Raw genomic sequence first — 16,669 nt, forward strand, 5'->3', positions numbered from 1 at the left:
CGAGGCGTCCAGGGCAGCGCGCCACGACGGGTCGTCGCTGCTGCCGGGATCGGGGCGTGCGGGTGAAGCGGCTGGAGGGGGAGTCATGGCGCGCACCAAGGACCGGGCCGCCGGCGCATGCCGGCGGCGTCAGGCCCGTGGGTACGCACAAGCACCCGCGGCGGATGCGGTGCCGGGCAACGAGAGTGCAACCCCGTGTATCACGGGCGGGCGCACGGGCGGGGCCGCGACGGGCCGCCCATGGCACGGGCATGTGTGGGACAAGAAAAAGCCCCGCCGAAGCGGGGCTGGCAGGCCCGGCGCGGCGTGGCGCCGGGAAAGGGAAGGCGGATCGCTCAGAACAGCACGATGCCGGCGTTGGTCAGCGCCGGGTGCGTCGTGGTGCCCAGCACGGCGAACTGGACGGCCTGGCTGTTCGAGCCGGAGCCGTCGGCGTCGAAATAGAGCGCACCGGACGTGGTGTCGTAGATGAAGCGCTGCGAGGCGTTCAGCGCCTGGGTCAAACCCGCGCCGGAGACGAAAGCCGAGGCGGCCAGCGTGCCGGTGACGCCGGAAAGGCTGCCCAGCCCGGCCTGGCTCACGTGAATGACGTCCTGCCCGGCGGTGAAGTCGGTGATCGTGTCCACGCCGTTGAGGCTGGCGCGGGAGGCCACTTCGTAGAACTGGAAGTAGTCGCTGCCCGTGCCGCCGGTGAGCTTGTCGTTGCCGAAGCCGCCCACCAGCGTGTCGTTGCCGCCGCCGCCGGAGAGCACGTTGCTGCCCGCATTGCCGACGATCAGGTTGTTCAGCGCGTTGCCGGTACCAGAGAAGTTCGCCGTCCCGACGAGCGTGAGGTTCTCGAAGTAGTTGCCCAGGGTCCAGCCGGACCGGGCGATGACCTGGTCGATGCCGCCCGCATCCGTGGCGTCGGTGCTGCTCACGGCCTCGCTGATCACGTCGCTGGAGATGTCGACGATGTAGACGTCGTTGCCCGCGCCGCCGAACATCGTGTCCCGCCCGGCGCCGCCATCGAGCGTGTTGGCGCCGGCGTTGCCGTTGATAAGGTTGTCCAGGGCATTGCCCGCACCGTAAGCGGCGCTGCCGGTGAGCGTGAGGCGTTCCACATAGGTGCCCAGCTTGAAGTTCACCGAGCTGGTCACTTGGTCGATGCCGCCCGCATCGCCCGTGTCCGTGTCGCTGCGCTGCTCGCTGACCACGTCATCCACGTTGTCCACGAAGTAGAGGTCGTCGCCGCTGCCGCCGAACATCGTGTCCACGCCGCCGCCGCCGTCGAGCGTGTCGTTGCCTGCGTTGCCCTGGAGCAGGTTGGCGCTGCCGTTGCCGATGAGTTCGTTGTTCAGCGCGTTGCCGGTGCCCACGATGGCGGAGCCGGTGAGCGTCAGGTTCTCGAAGCGGTCGCCCAGTGTCCAGGACACCGAGGACACGACCCGGTCGGTGCCGCCGGCGTCGCCGGCGTCGGTGCTGCTGATGTCCTCGCTGATCACGTCGCCGAGGCTGTCGACGGTGTAGGTGTCGTTGCCCGCGCCGCCGAACATCGTGTCGGCGCCGGCACCGCCGTTGAGCGCGTTGGCGCCCGCGTTGCCGATGAGCAGGTTGTTGAGCGCGTTGCCGGTGCCGTTGATGGCGGCGCTGCCGGTGAGCGTCAGGTTCTCGACGAAGCTGCCCAGGGTGTAGCTGACGGAGGCGAACACCCGGTCGGAGCCGCCGGCGTCGATGCTGCCGTTGAGGACGGTGGCCTCGCTGACCACGTCGAGGCTGCTGTCGACGGTGTAGCTGTCGTCGCCCGCGCCGCCGACCATGGTGTCGTTGCCCAGGCCGCCGTCGATCGTGTCGTTGCCCAGGCCGCCGCTGAGCGAGTTGTTGCCGGTGTTGCCGGTGAGCGAGTTGTTGAGCGCGTTGCCGGTGCCGTTGACGTTGCCGGCGCCGACGAGGATCAGGTTCTCGAGATAGTTGCCCAGCGTGTAGGCGACGGTAGCTCTGACCGTGTCGTTGCCGCCGGCATCGGCGGTGTTGACGGCGCTGACGGCCTCGCTGACCACGTCAGCCGTGCTGTCGACGATGTAGAGGTCGTTGCCCGCACCGCCGTACATCGTGTCGTTGCCGAGGCCGCCGTCGAGCGTGTTGTCGCCGTCGTTGCCGGTGAGCAGGTTGGCCACCGCGTTGCCGGTGGCGCTGAGGTTGGCGCTGCCGAGGAGCGTGAGGTTCTCGAAGAAGTTGCCCAGGGTCCAGGAGACGCTGGATTGCACCGTGTCGGTGCCACCGGCGTTGATCGTGCCGCCCAACACCGTGGCCTCGCTGACCACGTCCAGGGCGCTGTCAACGACGTAGGTGTCGTTGCCGGCGCCGCCCTCCATCGTGTCGTTGCCGGTGCCGCCATCGAGCGTGTTGGCGTTGCCGTTGCCGACGAGCGCGTTGTTCAGCGCGTTGCCGGTGGCGGTGAGGGCGGCGGCCGCGCTGGCAGCGAGCGTCAGGTTCTCGAAGTAGCTGCCCAGGGTCCAGTTGACGCTGGAAACCACCGTGTCGATGCCGCCGGCGTCGGCGGCGCCGGCGACGGTGCTGATGCCTTCGCTGGCCACGTCGCTGACGCTGTCAACGACGTACCGGTCGTCGCCCGCGCCGCCGTACATCGTGTCGTTGCCGGAGCCGCCGTCGAGCGTGTCGTTGCCCGCTTCGCCGTAGATGGTGTCGTTGCCCGCACCGCCGCTGAGCGAGTTGTTGCCCGCGTTGCCGGTGAGCACGTTGTTCAGCGCGTTGCCGGTGCCGCTGATGTTGGGGTTGGCGACGGGGACGCTGTTGAAGCTGTCGAGAAGCGTCAGGTTCTCGAGGTAGTTGCCCAGCGTCCAGCTGACGGTGGAGTACACCATGTCGGTGCCGCCGGCGTCGGCGCTGCCGGTGACGGTGGAGTTGCCTTCGCTGACCACGTCGAAGCCGCTGTCGACGTAGTACACGTCGTTGCCGGCGCCGCCGTACATCGTGTCGTTGCCCGCGCCGCCAATGAGCGTGTCGTTGCCGCCGCTGCCGTTGAGGCCGACGGTGCTGGCGCCGGAGACGGTGGCATCACCGAAGATCACGTCGTTGCCGTCGCCGCCCAGCATGCTGTCGTTGCCGGCATAGCCGCTGAGCGTGTCGGCGAAGGTCGAGCCCGTGACGGTGTCCGTGCCGCCCAGGGTGGTGACGTAGCTGGCCGTCAAGAACATGTTGACGCCGTTCGGACTGCCGTTGAAGTTCAGAATCGCCATGCCTCTTCCCTCGAACCGTAAGTTTGTTGTTGCTCTTGCGGAACGACCCGACTTCAGCAGTCACCGCTTGCCCAGACCCTAACTGCATGAGTCTGTAATAAAATGAATCATGCCTGATATGGCTATCGGCCACCTTGCAGTCATCGAAAAAATTTGCCGATCCGGCCTTAACGCGGCATCCCAGCAACAGTTGTAAGCGCGGCCAGCCGGACGAAGGCGGGGCGGGAGCCCGTGGCGGCGGTGCCGCGGCATGGCGCGCCCGCCGCGCGCCATCGCGCCGGGCCAGCCCGGGCACGGACGGCTGCAGGCGCCACTGCCGGCAGGATCTGCCCGGGGCGCATGCCACAATATTGCGTACGCTCCAGTATGACCTTGATTATTCGCTGAATATGGCGCACATGCCCGTCAAAAAATACCGAGAAGAGGGCGGCGCCGCCGAGAGGCTGAAGATCCTGGTGCAGCAAAACTTCGGCGGATTTCGCGGCCTGCGGCGCCTGCTGCTGACCTACACCGACCATCTGCTGGGCACCACCCTGAAATTCACCCGGCCGCAGCTCTCGGGCGTGGACCGGCTGGTATTCGTCTGCCTGGCCAATCTGCAGCGCAGCGCCTTCGCCCAGGCGGTGGCACGGCAGGCGGGCTTGCCCGCGGCCTCCTTCGGGCTGAATGCGGACGACGACGGCACCGTGCCGCCCCTGGCCGAGCGCATCGCCGCCGAGTTGGGCTGTCCGATCCAGGGACACCGGCCGACGCATCTCGCCGCCTTTGAGCCGCACGCCGGCGACCTCTACCTGGTGATGGAACTGCGCCACGCCCACCACCTGCTGGGCCAGGGCTTCCCGCCGCAGCGCATCGCCCTGCTGGGGCACTGGTCGCGCCCACGGCGGCTGCACCTGCACGACCCCTTCACCGCGCATGAGGATTACATGCGCACCTGTTTCACGCTCATCGGCTCGGCCGTGCTCAACGTCGCGCGCGAATTGCGGGAGCACAACCCGGGCCGGCCGGACGGGCGGCGCTAGGAGCCCGGACGGTCCAGCTCCCAACGCCAGCCCGGGCCGGCGGCGGGAACGATGCGCAGGTCGTGATAGCGCCCGCCGCCGAACTGCAGCACCGTCTCGCTGAAGCTCGATCCGCGCCCGGAAGCCGACCAGCCGTCCGGCGCCGCGGTCTGGCCGGCATGGCGCAGCCCCAGCACGTGCGGCCCGGGGGGCAGGCGCAGCAGCAGGTTCTCACCATCGCGGATCTCGGCCACCTCACGGCCGTCGAGCGTCAGCAGGGTCGGCATGGCCCGCCCCCGCGCCCGGGCCTCGCGAATGACGTGCAAGGTGGCCACCGGCTCGTTGGACGCCAGCGCCGGCATCCAGCGGATGCGCTCCACCGGCACGGGCCGGCTGCTCACCTCGACGGCGGCATGCCGGGTGGCGACCGACTGGAACAGCAGCACCGGAATGGCCACCGACAGCAACTGCATCAGCGTGGCGTGAAAGGCCTTCATTTCCGTGGGCAGACCTGAAAAGCTGGCAATTCATCGGCACAGGGCACTCCCGGAGAAACCGGGGCAATACCTTGCAAAAATCTTTCAAGCGGCTTGCGAATACCTTGCAGCATTCGAAATACCCTCAATCAAGATCGACGAATATTGTTGGCAGCTTTCGGGCCAAGCACGAGAAACCTCGGCCGAAATACGTGAGAATTTTCACGCCCGCATGTCCGGCCGCATGGGAACATGGTTTGGCTGGCGGGCCAAACGGTGTAAATCGTTGTTTCGAAAGTTTTACCGAAACTCGGCCGCCAGGGTGGCGACGCGCTGCGGATCGAGCGCCGAGCCGCGCCCGTCGGCGCACGCCGCGCCGCGAAAGCCCGCGATGTCCGGCGCGAGCTCGCGCACCAGGGGAATGTGCGCGAGGCGCAACGACCCGGCGACGCCGGCGAGCTTGCCGGCGCCGCGCACGCGGCCGATGAAATGGCGCAGCGCCACGGCGTCGAGCACGTCGGGCAGGCTGCCCGCGCGCTTGTCGGCGGTGTCGAGCATGAGCGCGGGAAACCGCAGCCAGCACGCCAGCGCCAGCAGCGCCTCGTCCAGCCCCTCGTCGGCGAAGAACACCGGCACCACGGCGGCCGGGCTGCCCGCCAGCGCCGCCAGCAGCGCCGTGGTGCCGTCACCGCGCGCGATGCCGACCTTGACCAGGTCCACGCCGCAGGCGGCCGTGGCGCGCACGCGCTCGAGCAGCGCCTCGCGCGCGGCACCGGCCGGAAAGTCGCCCACCGTGGCGCTGACCGGCTGCGCATGCCCGGCCGCGCGCAGTGCCTGCACCACCTCGTGCACCACGTGCAGCGGCACGGCGCCCAGCGCGCCCGCGTCGGGCTCCTTCAGGTCGATCAGGTCCGCGCCCGCGGCGGCCGCGGCCAGCGCCTCGCGCACGTCGCGCACGCTCACCAGCAGCCGCGCGCCACCCCGGGCGCCGGCATTTCGCGCCAGCCGTGCCGCCACGGCCTCGGCCCGCGGCGGTTGCGCGGGCGCGGCGCCGTCGCCGCCCCGCTCCAGGCCCACGCCCGTGTCCAGCGTCATGCCACCTCCCAGGCCCGGTGGTCGGCCACCGCCATGCGCAGCCAGTCCCAGGCCTCGTGCTCCTCGGGCCCGGCGGTCTTGTCGATGGCGATCTGCAAATAGCGCATCTCGCCCTCGACCTTCTCGCGCGGCAGCAGGTGCAACCGGCTCACCAGCACCGAGCCCTCGACCACCGCGGCCTGCGCGCGGTTGAAGCCCATGAACTCGCCGTGCGATTCCTCGTGCACGCGCACCATGCGCAGCGACGGGCGCTGCGGGTCGTCCTGGGTGTGCAGCAGGCGCAGCTCCAGGTGGCGCAGCGCGCACTCCAGCCGCACGCCGCGCACCACGCGCGCCGGCAGCACGGGCCAATTCCGCCGCCCGGTGACGCAGCCGGCGATCACGCGCGTGTCCACCACCACGTTGAGCACCGCGCAGCCCGTGCCCAGCAGGTTCATCAGCGTCGTGGACGGCTTGAAGGGCATCAGCACCACCTCGTTGCCGCGGTAGCGCACGCCCAGCGGCGCGTGGTGCGGCTGGCCGTCCGGCGACAGCGTGCTCACCACCACCTCGAAGATCTGGTCGTTGGTCATGACTTCCCGTCCTTTTTTCGCAGCGTGGTGCCCGGCGCGCACCACGTGTCGAGGTTGTCCCTGTTGCGCGCCACGGCGCAGCCCCAGTCCAGGGGCTGATCCTGCACGTAGCGCTTGCCCAGCTGCCAGGCGACTTCCGCCCGCGCCAGCTCCACGCCCATGTAGAAGGCATGCGCGCCATCGGCTTCGAGCTTCAATCCGGGCCACAGCGCGAAGGCGTCGCGCTCGACCCGGTGCCCGTCGCGGTTGTAGACGTGGATGCCGTCGCCGGCCACCTGCACCCGGAAGTTCGGGTCGCGCACCCCGGCGGCGTTCTGCGCGATTTCTTCCGGCGTATCGGGAAAGGGCCGGCGGGCGTGCACGGTCAGCAGCTCGTCGGTGAAGCCCTTGGCCAGGCTGCGCCCGGCGTGCGCGGCGTGCATCAGGCGCCGCGCCACGTCGGCCTCGCGCACCGCGCGCCGGGCGTGGGCACCGACCTGCGTGGTCAGGATCGCCGAGGCCTGCAGCTCCTCGCACAGTCCCAGCAGCAGCGCGTTCATGCCGGCGGTGTCGGCGTCGGTCAGCTCGGTGACGTTGCCCACGCCGACCAGGATCTCCACGTCCGGGAAGCGATCCCGCAGCCGCTGGTAGCGGCACAGCGACTTCAGCAATCCGAAGGGCAGCGGGTCGAGGATGGCGTCGGCCAGGAACGGCCGCCCCTTGGCCCGCATCGCCTCGATCGCCTCCGCCAGCGAGGCCTCGTCCTCGGGCGTCCTCGGGATCAGCACCGGCGTGCTCGGCACCTCGTCGGCGATCCACAGCGTGTCGGCATTGAGGCTGAGCAGGTAGTCGGCGCCGGCGCGCCCGCCGCGCAGCAGCTCGGCGGGGTCCAGCGAATCGACGCTGACCCTGAAGCCCTCGGCTTTCAGGGCCCGGACGCCGTCCTCAAGGTGCGGAAAGGGCGTGGCCGGCAGCCCGCCCAGGTCGATCACGTCGGCGCCGTCGGCGGCATAGGCGCGGGCACGCTCCACGATGCCGGCCACGTCCAGCCGCGGCGCGTCGACGATCTCCGCGAAGATCCTGACCCGGTACTTCGACAGGTCCACGGCCTTGGCCTGGCGGTTGAAGAAGGCGGGCAGGTCCTTGAGCTCCTCCGGGCCGCGCTGCACCGGGATGCCGTAGTGGGCTTCGAGCGCGGCGACGTCGCCGCGGCAGCGCCCGGGCAGCAGCAGCCGGTCGGCGCGCCGGGGCGCGCCGCCTTCGGCCTCGGGCTCGGACAGCACCGGCGCGGCGACGCGGCGGCGCACCATGTCGGCGGTCATGAGCCCGGCGACCTGCAGCCCGATGTCGCGCACTTCCCAGGTGAAGGGCGCGTCCGGCAGGGACGCCAGGACGCGCTGCAGCGCCGGCTGGGCCAGGTGGCCGGTCAGGAAGACGATGTGTTCCATTCCAGGGACAACTCGCGCAGCCGCCGCGAGAGCTCGGCCTCCAGCTCCGCGGGCGAGCACACCACGCGGCAGTGGTCGATGCCGCGCAGCCGCTGCACGTTCTCCAGCTCGATGCGGCGCGGATGCAGCGTGACCCACTCGTGCGGCGCCTTGGTGATGACGGTGGGCTCGGTGTCGCACGCGAACACGATGCCCGGGATGCCCAGCTTGCCGGCCTGCGCGAACATGTTGGTGGGCAGCGTGTCGGAGATGCCCAGGGCGCACTTGGCCACCGTGTTGCTGGTGGCGGGCGCAACGATCACGGTGTGGTAGACGTCCGAATAGAGCATCCCGACCGGCACCGAGCTGGCGCTCTTGTCGCGGAACACCTTGAACGTCTTCCTCAACGACTCCAATGTAAAGCCGTACTGCGGCAGCACTTCCTCGGCCGCGGCGGAGAGGAACAGGTCCGTCGCCGGCAGCCGCACCGCCAGCGCCATGGCCTCTTCGAGGTAGTGGCCCGAGCCGGTGACGGCGAAGGCGAAGCGCGAGCGCGGCGGGCCGTCGGGAGCGTCCAGGGCCTGCAGCTCGGCTTCTTCGTGCAGCACGTCCTCCTCAAGCCCGCTGGGAGACGGCAATCTGGAGCTTGTGGAGCTTTCGGTAGAGGGTGTTTCGGCTGACATCGAGCGCCTTGGCGACATTGCTCACGTTCCAGCGGTGCTGCTCCAGCAGTTGCAGCAGCACCTGTCGCTCATGCGACTGGATCAGGTTCAGGCCCTGCGGGGCCGCCGGCGCTTCCGCAGGAACCATGCCCGAGGCCAGCAAGGATACCGAGGCGGCGGCCGAGGCCGTGACGGGCGCCGCGCCGCCGGCGGGCACCGCACTCGGGACGGGCGTGGCGGGCGCGGCGTCCGCGCGCAGCGAGGGCAGGTGCTCCAGGCCGACGCTCGCGCCGTCGGCCAGCGCCACGGCCGCGCGCAGCACGTGGCGCAGCTGGCGCACGTTGCCGGGCCAGCGGTGGCTCATGAGCAGCTGCTCGGCCTCGGGGCGCAGCGCCAGCGGCGCGCCGTTCTCCTCCTGCAGGATGCGCTGGATCAGCTCGCGCCGGTCGCTGCGCTCGCGCAGTGGCGGAATGGCCAGCTCGATGCCGGCGAGCCGGTAGTACAGGTCCTCGCGGAAGGCGCCTTGCGCCACCAGCTCCAGCAGGTTGCGGTGGCTGGCGCTGATGAGCTGGAAGTCCACCGGCAGCGTCTCCTCGGTGCCCAGCGGCGTGACGCGGCGCTCGTCGAGCACGCGCAGCAGCCGTGCCTGCAGCTCCAGCGGCATGTCGCCGATCTCGTCGAGGAAGAGCGTGCCGCCGTCGGCCTGCAGGATCTTGCCGCGCCGCCCGTTGCGCTGCGCGCCGGTGAAGGCGCCGGCGCGGTAGCCGAAGAGCTCGGACTCGATCAGCGACTCCGGCAGGCTGGCGCAGTTCACCGCCACGAACGCGCCCGCGGCGCGCGGGCTGCGCTCGTGCAGCGCGCGCGCGAACACCTCCTTGCCCGCGCCGGTCTCGCCGCGCAGCAGCAGCGGCGTGCCGCGCGAGAGCACCCGGGAGCCGGTGTGCAGCTGCTGCGCCAGCCGCGCGTCGGACAGGCCCACGGCCGGCGCGGCCAGCGACCGGGCCCGCGCGGGCGCCGTGGCCGGGGCAGGGACGGCGGCGGGGCCGGGCCGCAGCGGCAGCGCCTCGGACGCGGGCGGGCGCGCCACGGCGAAGAAGCGGTGCGCGCCGTTGACGCGGTACACCGGCACCGGGTGGAACGAGGCGGCGCGGCTGCGCTCCAGCAGGTCGTCCAGCGTCGTCTGGAACACCTCCTCGACGCGGTGGCCGCACAGCGCCTGCGGCGACTCGGCGCCGAGCTGGAACAGCGCGCTGCGGTTGGCGGCGCGGATCACGCCCTCGCCGTCGAGCGCGAGGCGGCCCTCGTGCAGCGTGTGCACGAGCTCGGGCCGGGTGTGGAAGTGCAGCGGGTGCGCGTCGCGCCAGCGCTGGTCGATGAGGCGGTTCTCGATCATGCGCGCCGTCATGCCCAGCAGCACCAGCACGTGCTGCTGCTGCAGCGCCGAGCGGCTGGTCACGTCGAGCACGGCCACCATGCGGCCCTCCGGGTCGTGCACCGGCACGGCCGAGCAGGTCAGCGAGGTCAGCCGGGTGAAGAAGTGGTCCTCCTGGCGCACCGACACCGGCTCGGCCAGGGCCAGGCAGGTGCCCATGCCGTTGGTGCCGGCACAGGCCTCGTTCCAGAGCGCGCCCACGGTGAAGCCCACGGGCTCCAGCTCCTGGGCGAACTCCGGGGAGGAGACGAGGTGCAGGATCACGCCCTCGCCGTCGGTGAGCACCACGGCCGTCTCGGTGTCGGCGAGCTGCTGGTAGAGCGTGCTCATCTCCAGGCGCGCGGCCTCGATCACGTCCGCCAGCCGCCGGCAGCGCAGCGCCAGCGCCTGGCCGTCGAGCACGGGCGGGTGCGGCTCGCCGTCGGGGTCGAGCCGGTAGTCGTTGAGGCAGCGCGTCCACGACTGCGCCACCTGCTCGTGCAGGCCGCCGCGCATGCCGCGCAGCACGGCGCCGAGCACGCGTTGTCCATGTTCCGCAGATGCCAGCAGGCCCTGTGTCATGCAATGGTTCCTTGACTTCTCTGTCCGAAGCGGTGTCCCCCGGAAGGGGTGACCCGAACGGGGGACATTGTGTGTCGTGTCACAGGGGGGGTCCGTGTCGGGAATTGCCCGCGGTCGGGGCCGGATGTGCGTCATTCCGTGACAGGGCCCGGGCGTGCCGCTTGCCCGTGCGGCGGGCCTGCCGGGCCACTGGCGCGCTACTTGCGGAAAGCGCCGCTCCTGAAGATTGCCTGGAGGCTCCTGCCGTGCCGATGTCCGCCCTCATGCCCGTCCCGCCCCTGCCCCGCAGCGACACCACCGGCGCCGCGCTGGACCTGGTGTTCATCGAGGGCCTGACCGCCGGCACCGTCATCGGCATCCACCACGACGAGCTGCACGACCCGCAGCCGGTGCGGCTGGACCTGGCCGCCGGGCTGCCGCGCGCCGCGGCCTGCGACAGCGACCGCATCGCCGACACCATCGACTACTCGGTGCTGCGCCAGCGGCTGCTGCGCCTCTTTGCCGAGCACCGGCTGCAGCTGCTGGAGGCGCTGGCCGAGGAGATCGCGCGCATCACGGTGTGCGAGTTCGGCGCGCACTGGGTGCGCGTGGCGCTGGCCAAGCCGCGCAAGTTCGAGGACGTGCAGGCCGTGGGCGTGGCCATCGAGCGCCGCGCGGCCGACTTCGACTGCAGCGCCGCCAAGGCGCGGCCGGTGCTGGCGGTGATCGGGGAGGGGATGGTGCCGGGGAAGGGGTAAGGCAAAAGGGTCAGCCGATGGCTGACCCTGCGTACCAACTGCCTCGTCATGCCCGCTTTCGCGGGCATGACGAACTTGTTTCCTGCCTCAACCCTGCGCCTGGAACGGATGCGCGCTGGAGCCCTTCTTCGAGACCACGTCCTGCGCGCTGGGCTCGCCGCGCACGGCACGGGCGATGGACTCGCGCGTGGCCTGGTAGTTGTAGTCCTGGATCTTCTTGTCGTCCTCGGCCTGCCAGTGGATGAACACGCCGACGCAGATGAACAGGTTGTCGGCCTCGTCGGCCGGGATGGTGCCGTCCTCGACGCTGTCGGCCACCGCCATGGCCACGCCGCGCTGGGCCGGGCCGAACATCTGCACCGCCTGCTTGGCGCCCTTGATCGTGACCTTGTTGAACATGACGGTGGCGGGCTTGGCCATCAGGTTGGGCGCCACCACCGCCAGCAGCGCCGTGAACCCGTCCTTGTTGTTGGTCAGCGCGTTGGCGAAGGCGCTCTCGGCCGGGCTGCCGCGCGGGCCGATGATCAGGTCGATGTGGGCAACCTCGTTGCCGTCGCCGACCAGTGATTCGCCGACGAGCATGCGGTCGATCTTTGCCATGGGTCAGTCTCCGTGTGGGTTTCGCGAGCAACGCCGCGGACGCGGCGCCGGAGCCCCTTCAATCACGATCCGTGCCACGCGCAACCAATTGGCCCAGCAGCGCGCTGGCCACGGCCAGGTCGGCGCTGGTGCCGGGGTTCAGTCCCCGGGACTTCAGGGCTTCGTCCCAGTCGGCGAGCTCGTCGGCCGCCTTCGCCGCGCCCTCGCGCGCGAGCCGCGCCCCGAAGCCCGCTGCCGCCTTCAGGACAGTCTGTGCCACGGCCTCACCCTGCTTTCGCACAATGTGTGAATCGGGCCAGCGCGCGAGGAACGCCAGGAAGGCGCGCAGCATCCCGTCCGCTGGCGTGGCGCCGGACTGGAAGGCGGGCAGGCCGACCTCGAACAGGTCGCCGAAGCCGTCGGCGTACTGGCGCGCGATGCTGTCGCGGTGCGCGGCCAGCGCCATGGCCGAGCGCAGGTCCAGCGTCGGCGCCACGTGCACGTCCTGCGCCTCGGCGCGGCCCAGGCCGCCGGGATGCGCCGCGGCGATGGCGCGGAAGGCGCCGGCCGCGTCCTCCACGCTCAGGCCGCGCAGCACGGCCGCCACCGCGGCGCGCAACTCGCCGGCGCCGCGCGCCCGCGGGCAGCGCTCCAGCGCCGCGGCCACCGGCGCCGTGAGCAGCACGATGCCCAGGTTGGTGTTGCAGCCGGCCACGGCCAGCGTGGCGCGCACGGCGCCCTCGATGCGCTGGCCCACGGCGAGGCCCGGCGCGAACAGCGCCTCCTGCGCCGCCGCGGCACTGTCCAGGAATTGAGCCGCCTGCATGCCGTGCCCGGGCGAGTGCACGCTGACGTTGCCGGGCTTGCGCACTTCCACGTCGAGGCGGCAGGCAGCGAGGAAGGCGGCGCGGCCGCGGGCGAGGGCGGCACGTGAGTCGTCCGGGGTGTCACGCACTGCGCCGCTCCCGGGACGCCGCCAGCTTGCGGTCGATGAGGTCGTCCACGATCGCCTGCGCGATGTCGAAGGGCGTGACCCGCTGCAGCCCCTGCCAGGCCGCCACGCCGTTGACCTCCAGCACCTGCGGCCCGTCGGGCGTGGGGATCAGGTCCACGCCGGCGTAATCCAGGCCCAGCGCCTGCGCGGCGCGCACGGCCGGGCGCGCCAGGTCATCCGTCACCGCGGCCGGCTCGCAGCGCGCGCCCTGCGCCACGTTGTGGATCCAGTGGCGGCTGACGCGCCGCATCGCGGCCACGGCGCGGCCGCCGATGACCAGCACGCGCCAGTCGAAGCCGGGGTTGTCCATGGGCGGCACGAAGCGCTGCAGGTAGGCCAAGCCGCCGCAGGGCGCCAGGTCGGGCAGCGGCACGAAGGCGCCGTCCACCTGGCCGACGAGTTGCAGCCCCTTGCCCTGCGAGCCGAACAGCGGCTTCAGCACCAGCGCATGGCCGGCCGCCGCCTCGCGCAGCACGATGCGCTGCGCCTGCGCCGGGCACTCAGTGGTCCAGGCCGGCGGCGAGGCGATGCCCGCGGCACGCAGCAGCAGGCTGGTCATGGCCTTGTCCACGCTGCGCTCGATGGCGCGCGCCTCGTTGTAGACCGGCACGCCCAGGGCGGAGAGGGCGTGCAGCACCGTCAGCCGCTTGGTGACCTGCTCGAAGCTGCCCGCGGCCACGCCGCGCACGATCACGGCGTCGGGCAGCTCGCGCCCGAAGCCCGGCAGCACCAGCCCGTGGCGCGAGGCATGGGTGGCGACGCCGCACTGCGCCAGGTCCAGGCAGCGCACCAGCGCCGCCCCGCGCGCGAGCAGCGCGCGGCGCAGCCGCCGCACGTGCCAGCCGGACTCGTCGCTCATGAGGGCGACGCGCAGGCCGGTGCCGGTGTTGGACGCCTGTCTCACGCCATCTCCAGCCACAGCCCGCGCAGCAGCGCCATGTCGGTGCCGCCGGCCTGGAAGGTGCGGCCGGACTCCAGGTGGCTGACCCAGGCCACGGCCGGGGCGAAGAGCGCGCCGTCGATCTTGTAGAAGTCGTAGCCGGCGTCCTTGAAGATGTCGGCGAAGCTGCGGCCGTGGTCGCGCGAGTTCTTCGACGGCAGCTGCTCGGCCAGGCGCCGCGCCTCCTCCAGCGTGCCGCGCACCTGCAGGTGCACGCAGCCGCCGTAGAGGATGGCGTCGTTGGTGCGGCCCATGGCCTGCAGACCGTCCGCGCCCGGCGCCGGCAGCGGCGCGCTGGCGCTGCCGGCGACGATGTTCGTCAAGTCGAACTTCAGCTCGTGCGCCTTGTGCAGCGCCACTTCCAGCACCCGCGCCACCACCTGCGTGGTGCCGGCCAGGCTGGCGGTGGGGGTGACGACGAGGGTCAGGCCCTGCGGCGGCAGCGCGCAGTCGCGCAGCACCTTCTCCACCACCACCGCGGGGGGCAGCCGGTCCACCTCCAGCACCAGGCAGCCGGCGTCGGCGCGGTCGCGGTAGCGCAGGTCCTCGAACAGCGGCTCGCGCCCGGCCAGCGCCCGCGCCGGGCCGGAGCCCAGCGCGAAGAACTTCTTGCCGCCCGTCTCCTCCTTGCTCGCCGCCAGGCTCCAGCCGGCGTACTGGCTGCCCAGGCAGGCCAGCACCGGCTGCGCGCTGTGCACCTGCACCCAGGTCGGCCAGCCCTCCTGCGGCGCGCTGCGCAGCGACACCTCGCCCAGCCCGCCCATGCAGATGCGCGCGATGGCGAGCCCCGCCTCCACGCTGCCCGGCGCCTCCAGCCCGGCATCGACGACCTGCACGCCGAACTCGTCGCGCTGCACGCGCACGCGCAGCGCCGCGGCCTCGTCGAGCAGGCGCTGCAGCAGCGGCTGCGCCAGGCGGTTGACGCTCAGGGTTTCCTCAGCAGGCGAGTTCATCGACGGTGTCCTCCAGCAGTTCGATCAGTTCGGCATGGCGCCGGCGCAGCAGGGCGTGCACGGCGTCGGCGCGCGGGGCCGTGGCGCCGAGGCTGCACACGGGCTCGCCGGCGCCGATGCCGGTGGGTGTCAGGGGCAGGTCGTGCACCCAGGCGCGGCGCGCCAGGCGCCGCAGCGTGTCGGCCGACAGGTGCAGGGCGCGCGGCGCATACAGCACCCGCAGGCCCATCACCGGCTGCGGCCGCGGCCGCGCCGGCAGCCCTCCCTCGCCGCGGCAGCCGCGCAGGTGCAGCGCCAGCGGCGACTGCGGCGCGTAGAGCTGCAGCGTGCCGCCGGGGCGCGGGTTCACTTCCAGCAGCGCGACGCCACCGCCGGGCCGCAGCATGAAGTCCAGGCTGGCCAGGCCGCGCAGGCCGCAGGCCGGCACGAGCCGCTGCAGCGCGGCATCGAGCCGTTCATGCAGCGCCCCGGCCACCGGCAGCGGCCCCACGGCGCCGGCCCAGGCGAAGGGCGCGTGCGGCGCCCCGGCCAGTTGCTCGTTGACGCCCAGCAGCAGCGCGCGGCGGCCGTCGGCGACGAAGGCGACCGACATCGGCGTACCGGCGACGCGGCGCTGCCAGAAGGCCGTCGGGCCGGGAGCAGCGCCGACACCGGCGGCAGGCCGGACGTGCACGCCGCCGCAGCCGGCGCCGTCCTTCACGAGCCAGTCCGACGAGTCGGCCGGCGGACCGTCCCAGCGGGTGTCGGGATGCGGCAGCCCGAGGTCGTCGAGCAGCGGAAAGAACCGGCGCGGGTCGCGCACGCGGCGCCAGCCGTCCGGGGCCGTGCCCAGCAGCGGCAGCCGCTCGGCCGCGGCGGCGAGCAGGCCGGGGTGCGCCTCGAAGCCGCTGCCGGCGATCCAGCCCGCCGCGCCGGCCCGTGCGGCCTCGTGCAGCGCGTCGAGCAGATTGCCGGCGTCGAAGCCGCGCCAGGCCTGCCAGCGCGCGGCCGCGCGCGTGTCGCGGTCGCCGAAGGCGTCGAGCGCCAGCGCCGGGATGCCCTCGGCCGCGGCCGCCTGCGCCAGCTGCCGCACCGACTGCCCGGCCAGCACCAGCGCCGGCGCGGCGGCGCCGACCGCTTCAGCCGGCACGCAGCTCGCAGGCGAGGCTGAAGGCGTCATCGAAGCTCAGGGCCAGGGGTTTGTCGGCGCCGCGCATGCGCTGCAGCAGCTGGTGCTGCACCTGGTACTTGACGTTGCCCACGGCCAGCGCGCCGATGCCCACGGCCCGCGTGCCGGCCAGCGGCTTGCCGTCGTCCATCACGCCCACGCCGGCGATGCCTTCGGGCGGCACGGCGTTCACGTCCGCGGCCACCAGCAGCTTTTCACCGGCAGCGGCCAGGTCGTCGGCGCCGAGCACCTGCACGCCGGCCGCGGCGGTGGCCAGCACCACGTCAGTCGTCTGCAGGGCCTCGCGCACGGCGCCGGCGTCGGCGCTGGAGGCGCCTTGCACGGCGGTCTTGAAGCGGTCGTTGACGGCACGGGCCGTGTCCTCGGCGGCCTGCAGTCCCTTGTGGCTGGCGATGCGCACCTGCGCGCCGGCGCGGGCCGCCAGCACGGCCACGACGCGGCCCACCGGGCCGGTGCCGCCCAGCACCAGCACCTGGCGCCCGGACAGCTCCGCGCCGTGCGCCTTGCGCAGCTGCTCGCGCACGCAGGCCAGCATCGCCGCGGCGGTGGTGAAGGCGCCGCTGGGGTCGGCCATCACCGAGACCACGAAGGGCGGCACCATGGCCTTGCGCGCGGCGTCGAGCATGTCCACGGCCTGCATCACGTCGCGCCCGCCGATGAACAGGCCCGTGCGTGCCACGCCCTTGGGGCCGCGCGAGAAGATTGCGTCCTGCGTCAGGTTGGGCGTGGCGGCCACGTCCACGCCGCAGTACGGGACGATCACCTGGTAGCCGGCGTCGGCGGCCATGTTGACGTCGAAGGGGCTCATCCAGGGCCCGGGCGTGAGCATGTGCAGGATGTAGGGTCGTTCCATG

At 72.1% G+C, this 16,669-nt stretch carries 15 protein-coding genes; 2 read left to right on the forward strand and 13 right to left on the reverse strand.

Features of this window, described 5'->3' with window-relative positions; translation table 11 throughout:
* Positions 1–335: 335 nt before the first annotated feature.
* On the reverse strand, positions 336–3,239 hold the full coding sequence (locus tag FJ694_RS20285; RefSeq protein ID WP_157269144.1) for a beta strand repeat-containing protein: 2,904 nt from the start codon (positions 3,237–3,239) through the stop codon (positions 336–338).
* A gap of 134 nt (positions 3,240–3,373) precedes the next feature.
* Between FJ694_RS20285 and FJ694_RS20290 the strand changes: the two genes are divergently transcribed.
* Positions 3,374–4,261 carry an arsenate-mycothiol transferase ArsC gene (locus FJ694_RS20290; RefSeq protein WP_157269145.1) on the forward strand — a complete coding sequence of 296 codons (888 nt, stop codon included), beginning with the start codon at positions 3,374–3,376 and terminating at the stop codon, positions 4,259–4,261.
* Here the strand turns inward: FJ694_RS20290 and FJ694_RS20295 are convergent.
* From FJ694_RS20295 to FJ694_RS20320, 6 genes are all read right to left on the reverse strand, one after another.
* Complete coding sequence (locus tag FJ694_RS20295) at positions 4,258–4,737, reverse strand: hypothetical protein (RefSeq protein WP_157269146.1); 480 nt, start codon at positions 4,735–4,737, stop codon at positions 4,258–4,260. The two genes, FJ694_RS20290 and FJ694_RS20295, sit on opposite strands and share 4 nt — an antisense overlap.
* 279 nt (positions 4,738–5,016) lie before the next feature.
* Entirely contained in the window at positions 5,017–5,811 is a 795-nt protein-coding gene (locus FJ694_RS20300; protein ID WP_157269147.1) for a (5-formylfuran-3-yl)methyl phosphate synthase, read from the reverse strand.
* Positions 5,808–6,383 carry a DUF447 domain-containing protein gene (locus tag FJ694_RS20305; protein ID WP_157269148.1) on the reverse strand — a complete coding sequence of 192 codons (576 nt, stop codon included), beginning with the start codon at positions 6,381–6,383 and terminating at the stop codon, positions 5,808–5,810. Before FJ694_RS20305 ends, FJ694_RS20300 begins: the two co-directional genes overlap by 4 nt.
* A complete protein-coding gene (locus FJ694_RS20310) occupies positions 6,380–7,810 on the reverse strand; it encodes a DUF6513 domain-containing protein (protein WP_157269149.1) in 1,431 nt (476 codons plus the stop codon). The genes FJ694_RS20305 and FJ694_RS20310 overlap by 4 nt, the downstream gene beginning before the upstream one ends.
* The gene (locus FJ694_RS20315) at positions 7,789–8,397 is read right to left on the reverse strand and encodes a flavoprotein (RefSeq protein ID WP_232540146.1); all 609 of its coding nucleotides are present in this window, start codon (positions 8,395–8,397) and stop codon (positions 7,789–7,791) included. Before FJ694_RS20315 ends, FJ694_RS20310 begins: the two co-directional genes overlap by 22 nt.
* A gap of 7 nt (positions 8,398–8,404) precedes the next feature.
* Positions 8,405–10,444: a sigma-54-dependent Fis family transcriptional regulator gene (locus FJ694_RS20320; protein WP_157269151.1), complete on the reverse strand. Its 2,040-nt coding sequence runs from the start codon at positions 10,442–10,444 to the stop codon at positions 8,405–8,407.
* Between the two features lie 263 nt (positions 10,445–10,707).
* On the opposite strand from FJ694_RS20320, the gene FJ694_RS20325 reads away from it, so the two are divergent.
* A complete protein-coding gene (locus FJ694_RS20325) occupies positions 10,708–11,181 on the forward strand; it encodes a dihydroneopterin aldolase (protein WP_232540147.1) in 474 nt (157 codons plus the stop codon).
* Positions 11,182–11,268: 87 nt separating this feature from the next.
* On the opposite strand, the gene fae is transcribed toward FJ694_RS20325, so the two are convergent.
* From fae to FJ694_RS20355, 6 genes are read right to left on the reverse strand one after another with little or no spacing between them, the layout of a single operon-like run.
* Positions 11,269–11,781, reverse strand: coding sequence for a formaldehyde-activating enzyme (gene fae, locus FJ694_RS20330; protein WP_157269152.1), 513 nt, complete (start codon positions 11,779–11,781; stop codon positions 11,269–11,271).
* A 58-nt stretch (positions 11,782–11,839) separates the two neighbouring features.
* Positions 11,840–12,715, reverse strand: coding sequence for a triphosphoribosyl-dephospho-CoA synthase (locus FJ694_RS20335; RefSeq protein WP_157269153.1), 876 nt, complete (start codon positions 12,713–12,715; stop codon positions 11,840–11,842).
* A complete protein-coding gene (locus FJ694_RS20340) occupies positions 12,708–13,658 on the reverse strand; it encodes an ATP-grasp domain-containing protein (RefSeq protein ID WP_375140242.1) in 951 nt (316 codons plus the stop codon). Before FJ694_RS20340 ends, FJ694_RS20335 begins: the two co-directional genes overlap by 8 nt.
* A complete protein-coding gene (mch, locus tag FJ694_RS20345) occupies positions 13,655–14,647 on the reverse strand; it encodes a methenyltetrahydromethanopterin cyclohydrolase (RefSeq protein ID WP_157269154.1) in 993 nt (330 codons plus the stop codon). The genes FJ694_RS20340 and mch overlap by 4 nt, the downstream gene beginning before the upstream one ends.
* Positions 14,631–15,806, reverse strand: a complete 1,176-nt coding sequence (locus FJ694_RS20350) for an ATP-grasp domain-containing protein (protein WP_157269155.1) — start codon at positions 15,804–15,806, stop codon at positions 14,631–14,633. The genes mch and FJ694_RS20350 overlap by 17 nt, the downstream gene beginning before the upstream one ends.
* The gene (locus FJ694_RS20355) at positions 15,766–16,668 is read right to left on the reverse strand and encodes an NAD(P)-dependent methylenetetrahydromethanopterin dehydrogenase (RefSeq protein ID WP_157269156.1); all 903 of its coding nucleotides are present in this window, start codon (positions 16,666–16,668) and stop codon (positions 15,766–15,768) included. Before FJ694_RS20355 ends, FJ694_RS20350 begins: the two co-directional genes overlap by 41 nt.
* Between the last annotated feature and the right edge of the window lies 1 nt (position 16,669).

The sequence above is a fragment of the Azohydromonas aeria genome, assembly GCF_009760915.1.
GTDB classification, from domain to species: domain Bacteria; phylum Pseudomonadota; class Gammaproteobacteria; order Burkholderiales; family Burkholderiaceae_C; genus Azohydromonas; species Azohydromonas aeria.

Excerpts from the sequence above, each read along its gene's own strand:
- fae (WP_157269152.1), bottom strand. The coding sequence starts at position 11,781 with ATGGCAAAGATCGACCGCATGCTCGTCGGCGAATCACTGGTCGGCGAC.
- FJ694_RS20310 (WP_157269149.1), bottom strand. The coding sequence starts at position 7,810 with ATGGAACACATCGTCTTCCTGACCGGCCACCTGGCCCAGCCGGCGCTG.
- mch (WP_157269154.1), bottom strand. The coding sequence starts at position 14,647 with ATGAACTCGCCTGCTGAGGAAACCCTGAGCGTCAACCGCCTGGCGCAG.
- FJ694_RS20295 (WP_157269146.1), bottom strand. The coding sequence starts at position 4,737 with ATGAAGGCCTTTCACGCCACGCTGATGCAGTTGCTGTCGGTGGCCATT.
- FJ694_RS20350 (WP_157269155.1), bottom strand. The coding sequence starts at position 15,806 with ATGACGCCTTCAGCCTCGCCTGCGAGCTGCGTGCCGGCTGAAGCGGTC.
- FJ694_RS20300 (WP_157269147.1), bottom strand. The coding sequence starts at position 5,811 with ATGACGCTGGACACGGGCGTGGGCCTGGAGCGGGGCGGCGACGGCGCC.
- FJ694_RS20325 (WP_232540147.1), top strand. The coding sequence starts at position 10,708 with ATGCCCGTCCCGCCCCTGCCCCGCAGCGACACCACCGGCGCCGCGCTG.
- FJ694_RS20305 (WP_157269148.1), bottom strand. The coding sequence starts at position 6,383 with ATGACCAACGACCAGATCTTCGAGGTGGTGGTGAGCACGCTGTCGCCG.
- FJ694_RS20355 (WP_157269156.1), bottom strand. The coding sequence starts at position 16,668 with ATGGAACGACCCTACATCCTGCACATGCTCACGCCCGGGCCCTGGATG.
- FJ694_RS20285 (WP_157269144.1), bottom strand. The coding sequence starts at position 3,239 with ATGGCGATTCTGAACTTCAACGGCAGTCCGAACGGCGTCAACATGTTC.
- FJ694_RS20320 (WP_157269151.1), bottom strand. The coding sequence starts at position 10,444 with ATGACACAGGGCCTGCTGGCATCTGCGGAACATGGACAACGCGTGCTC.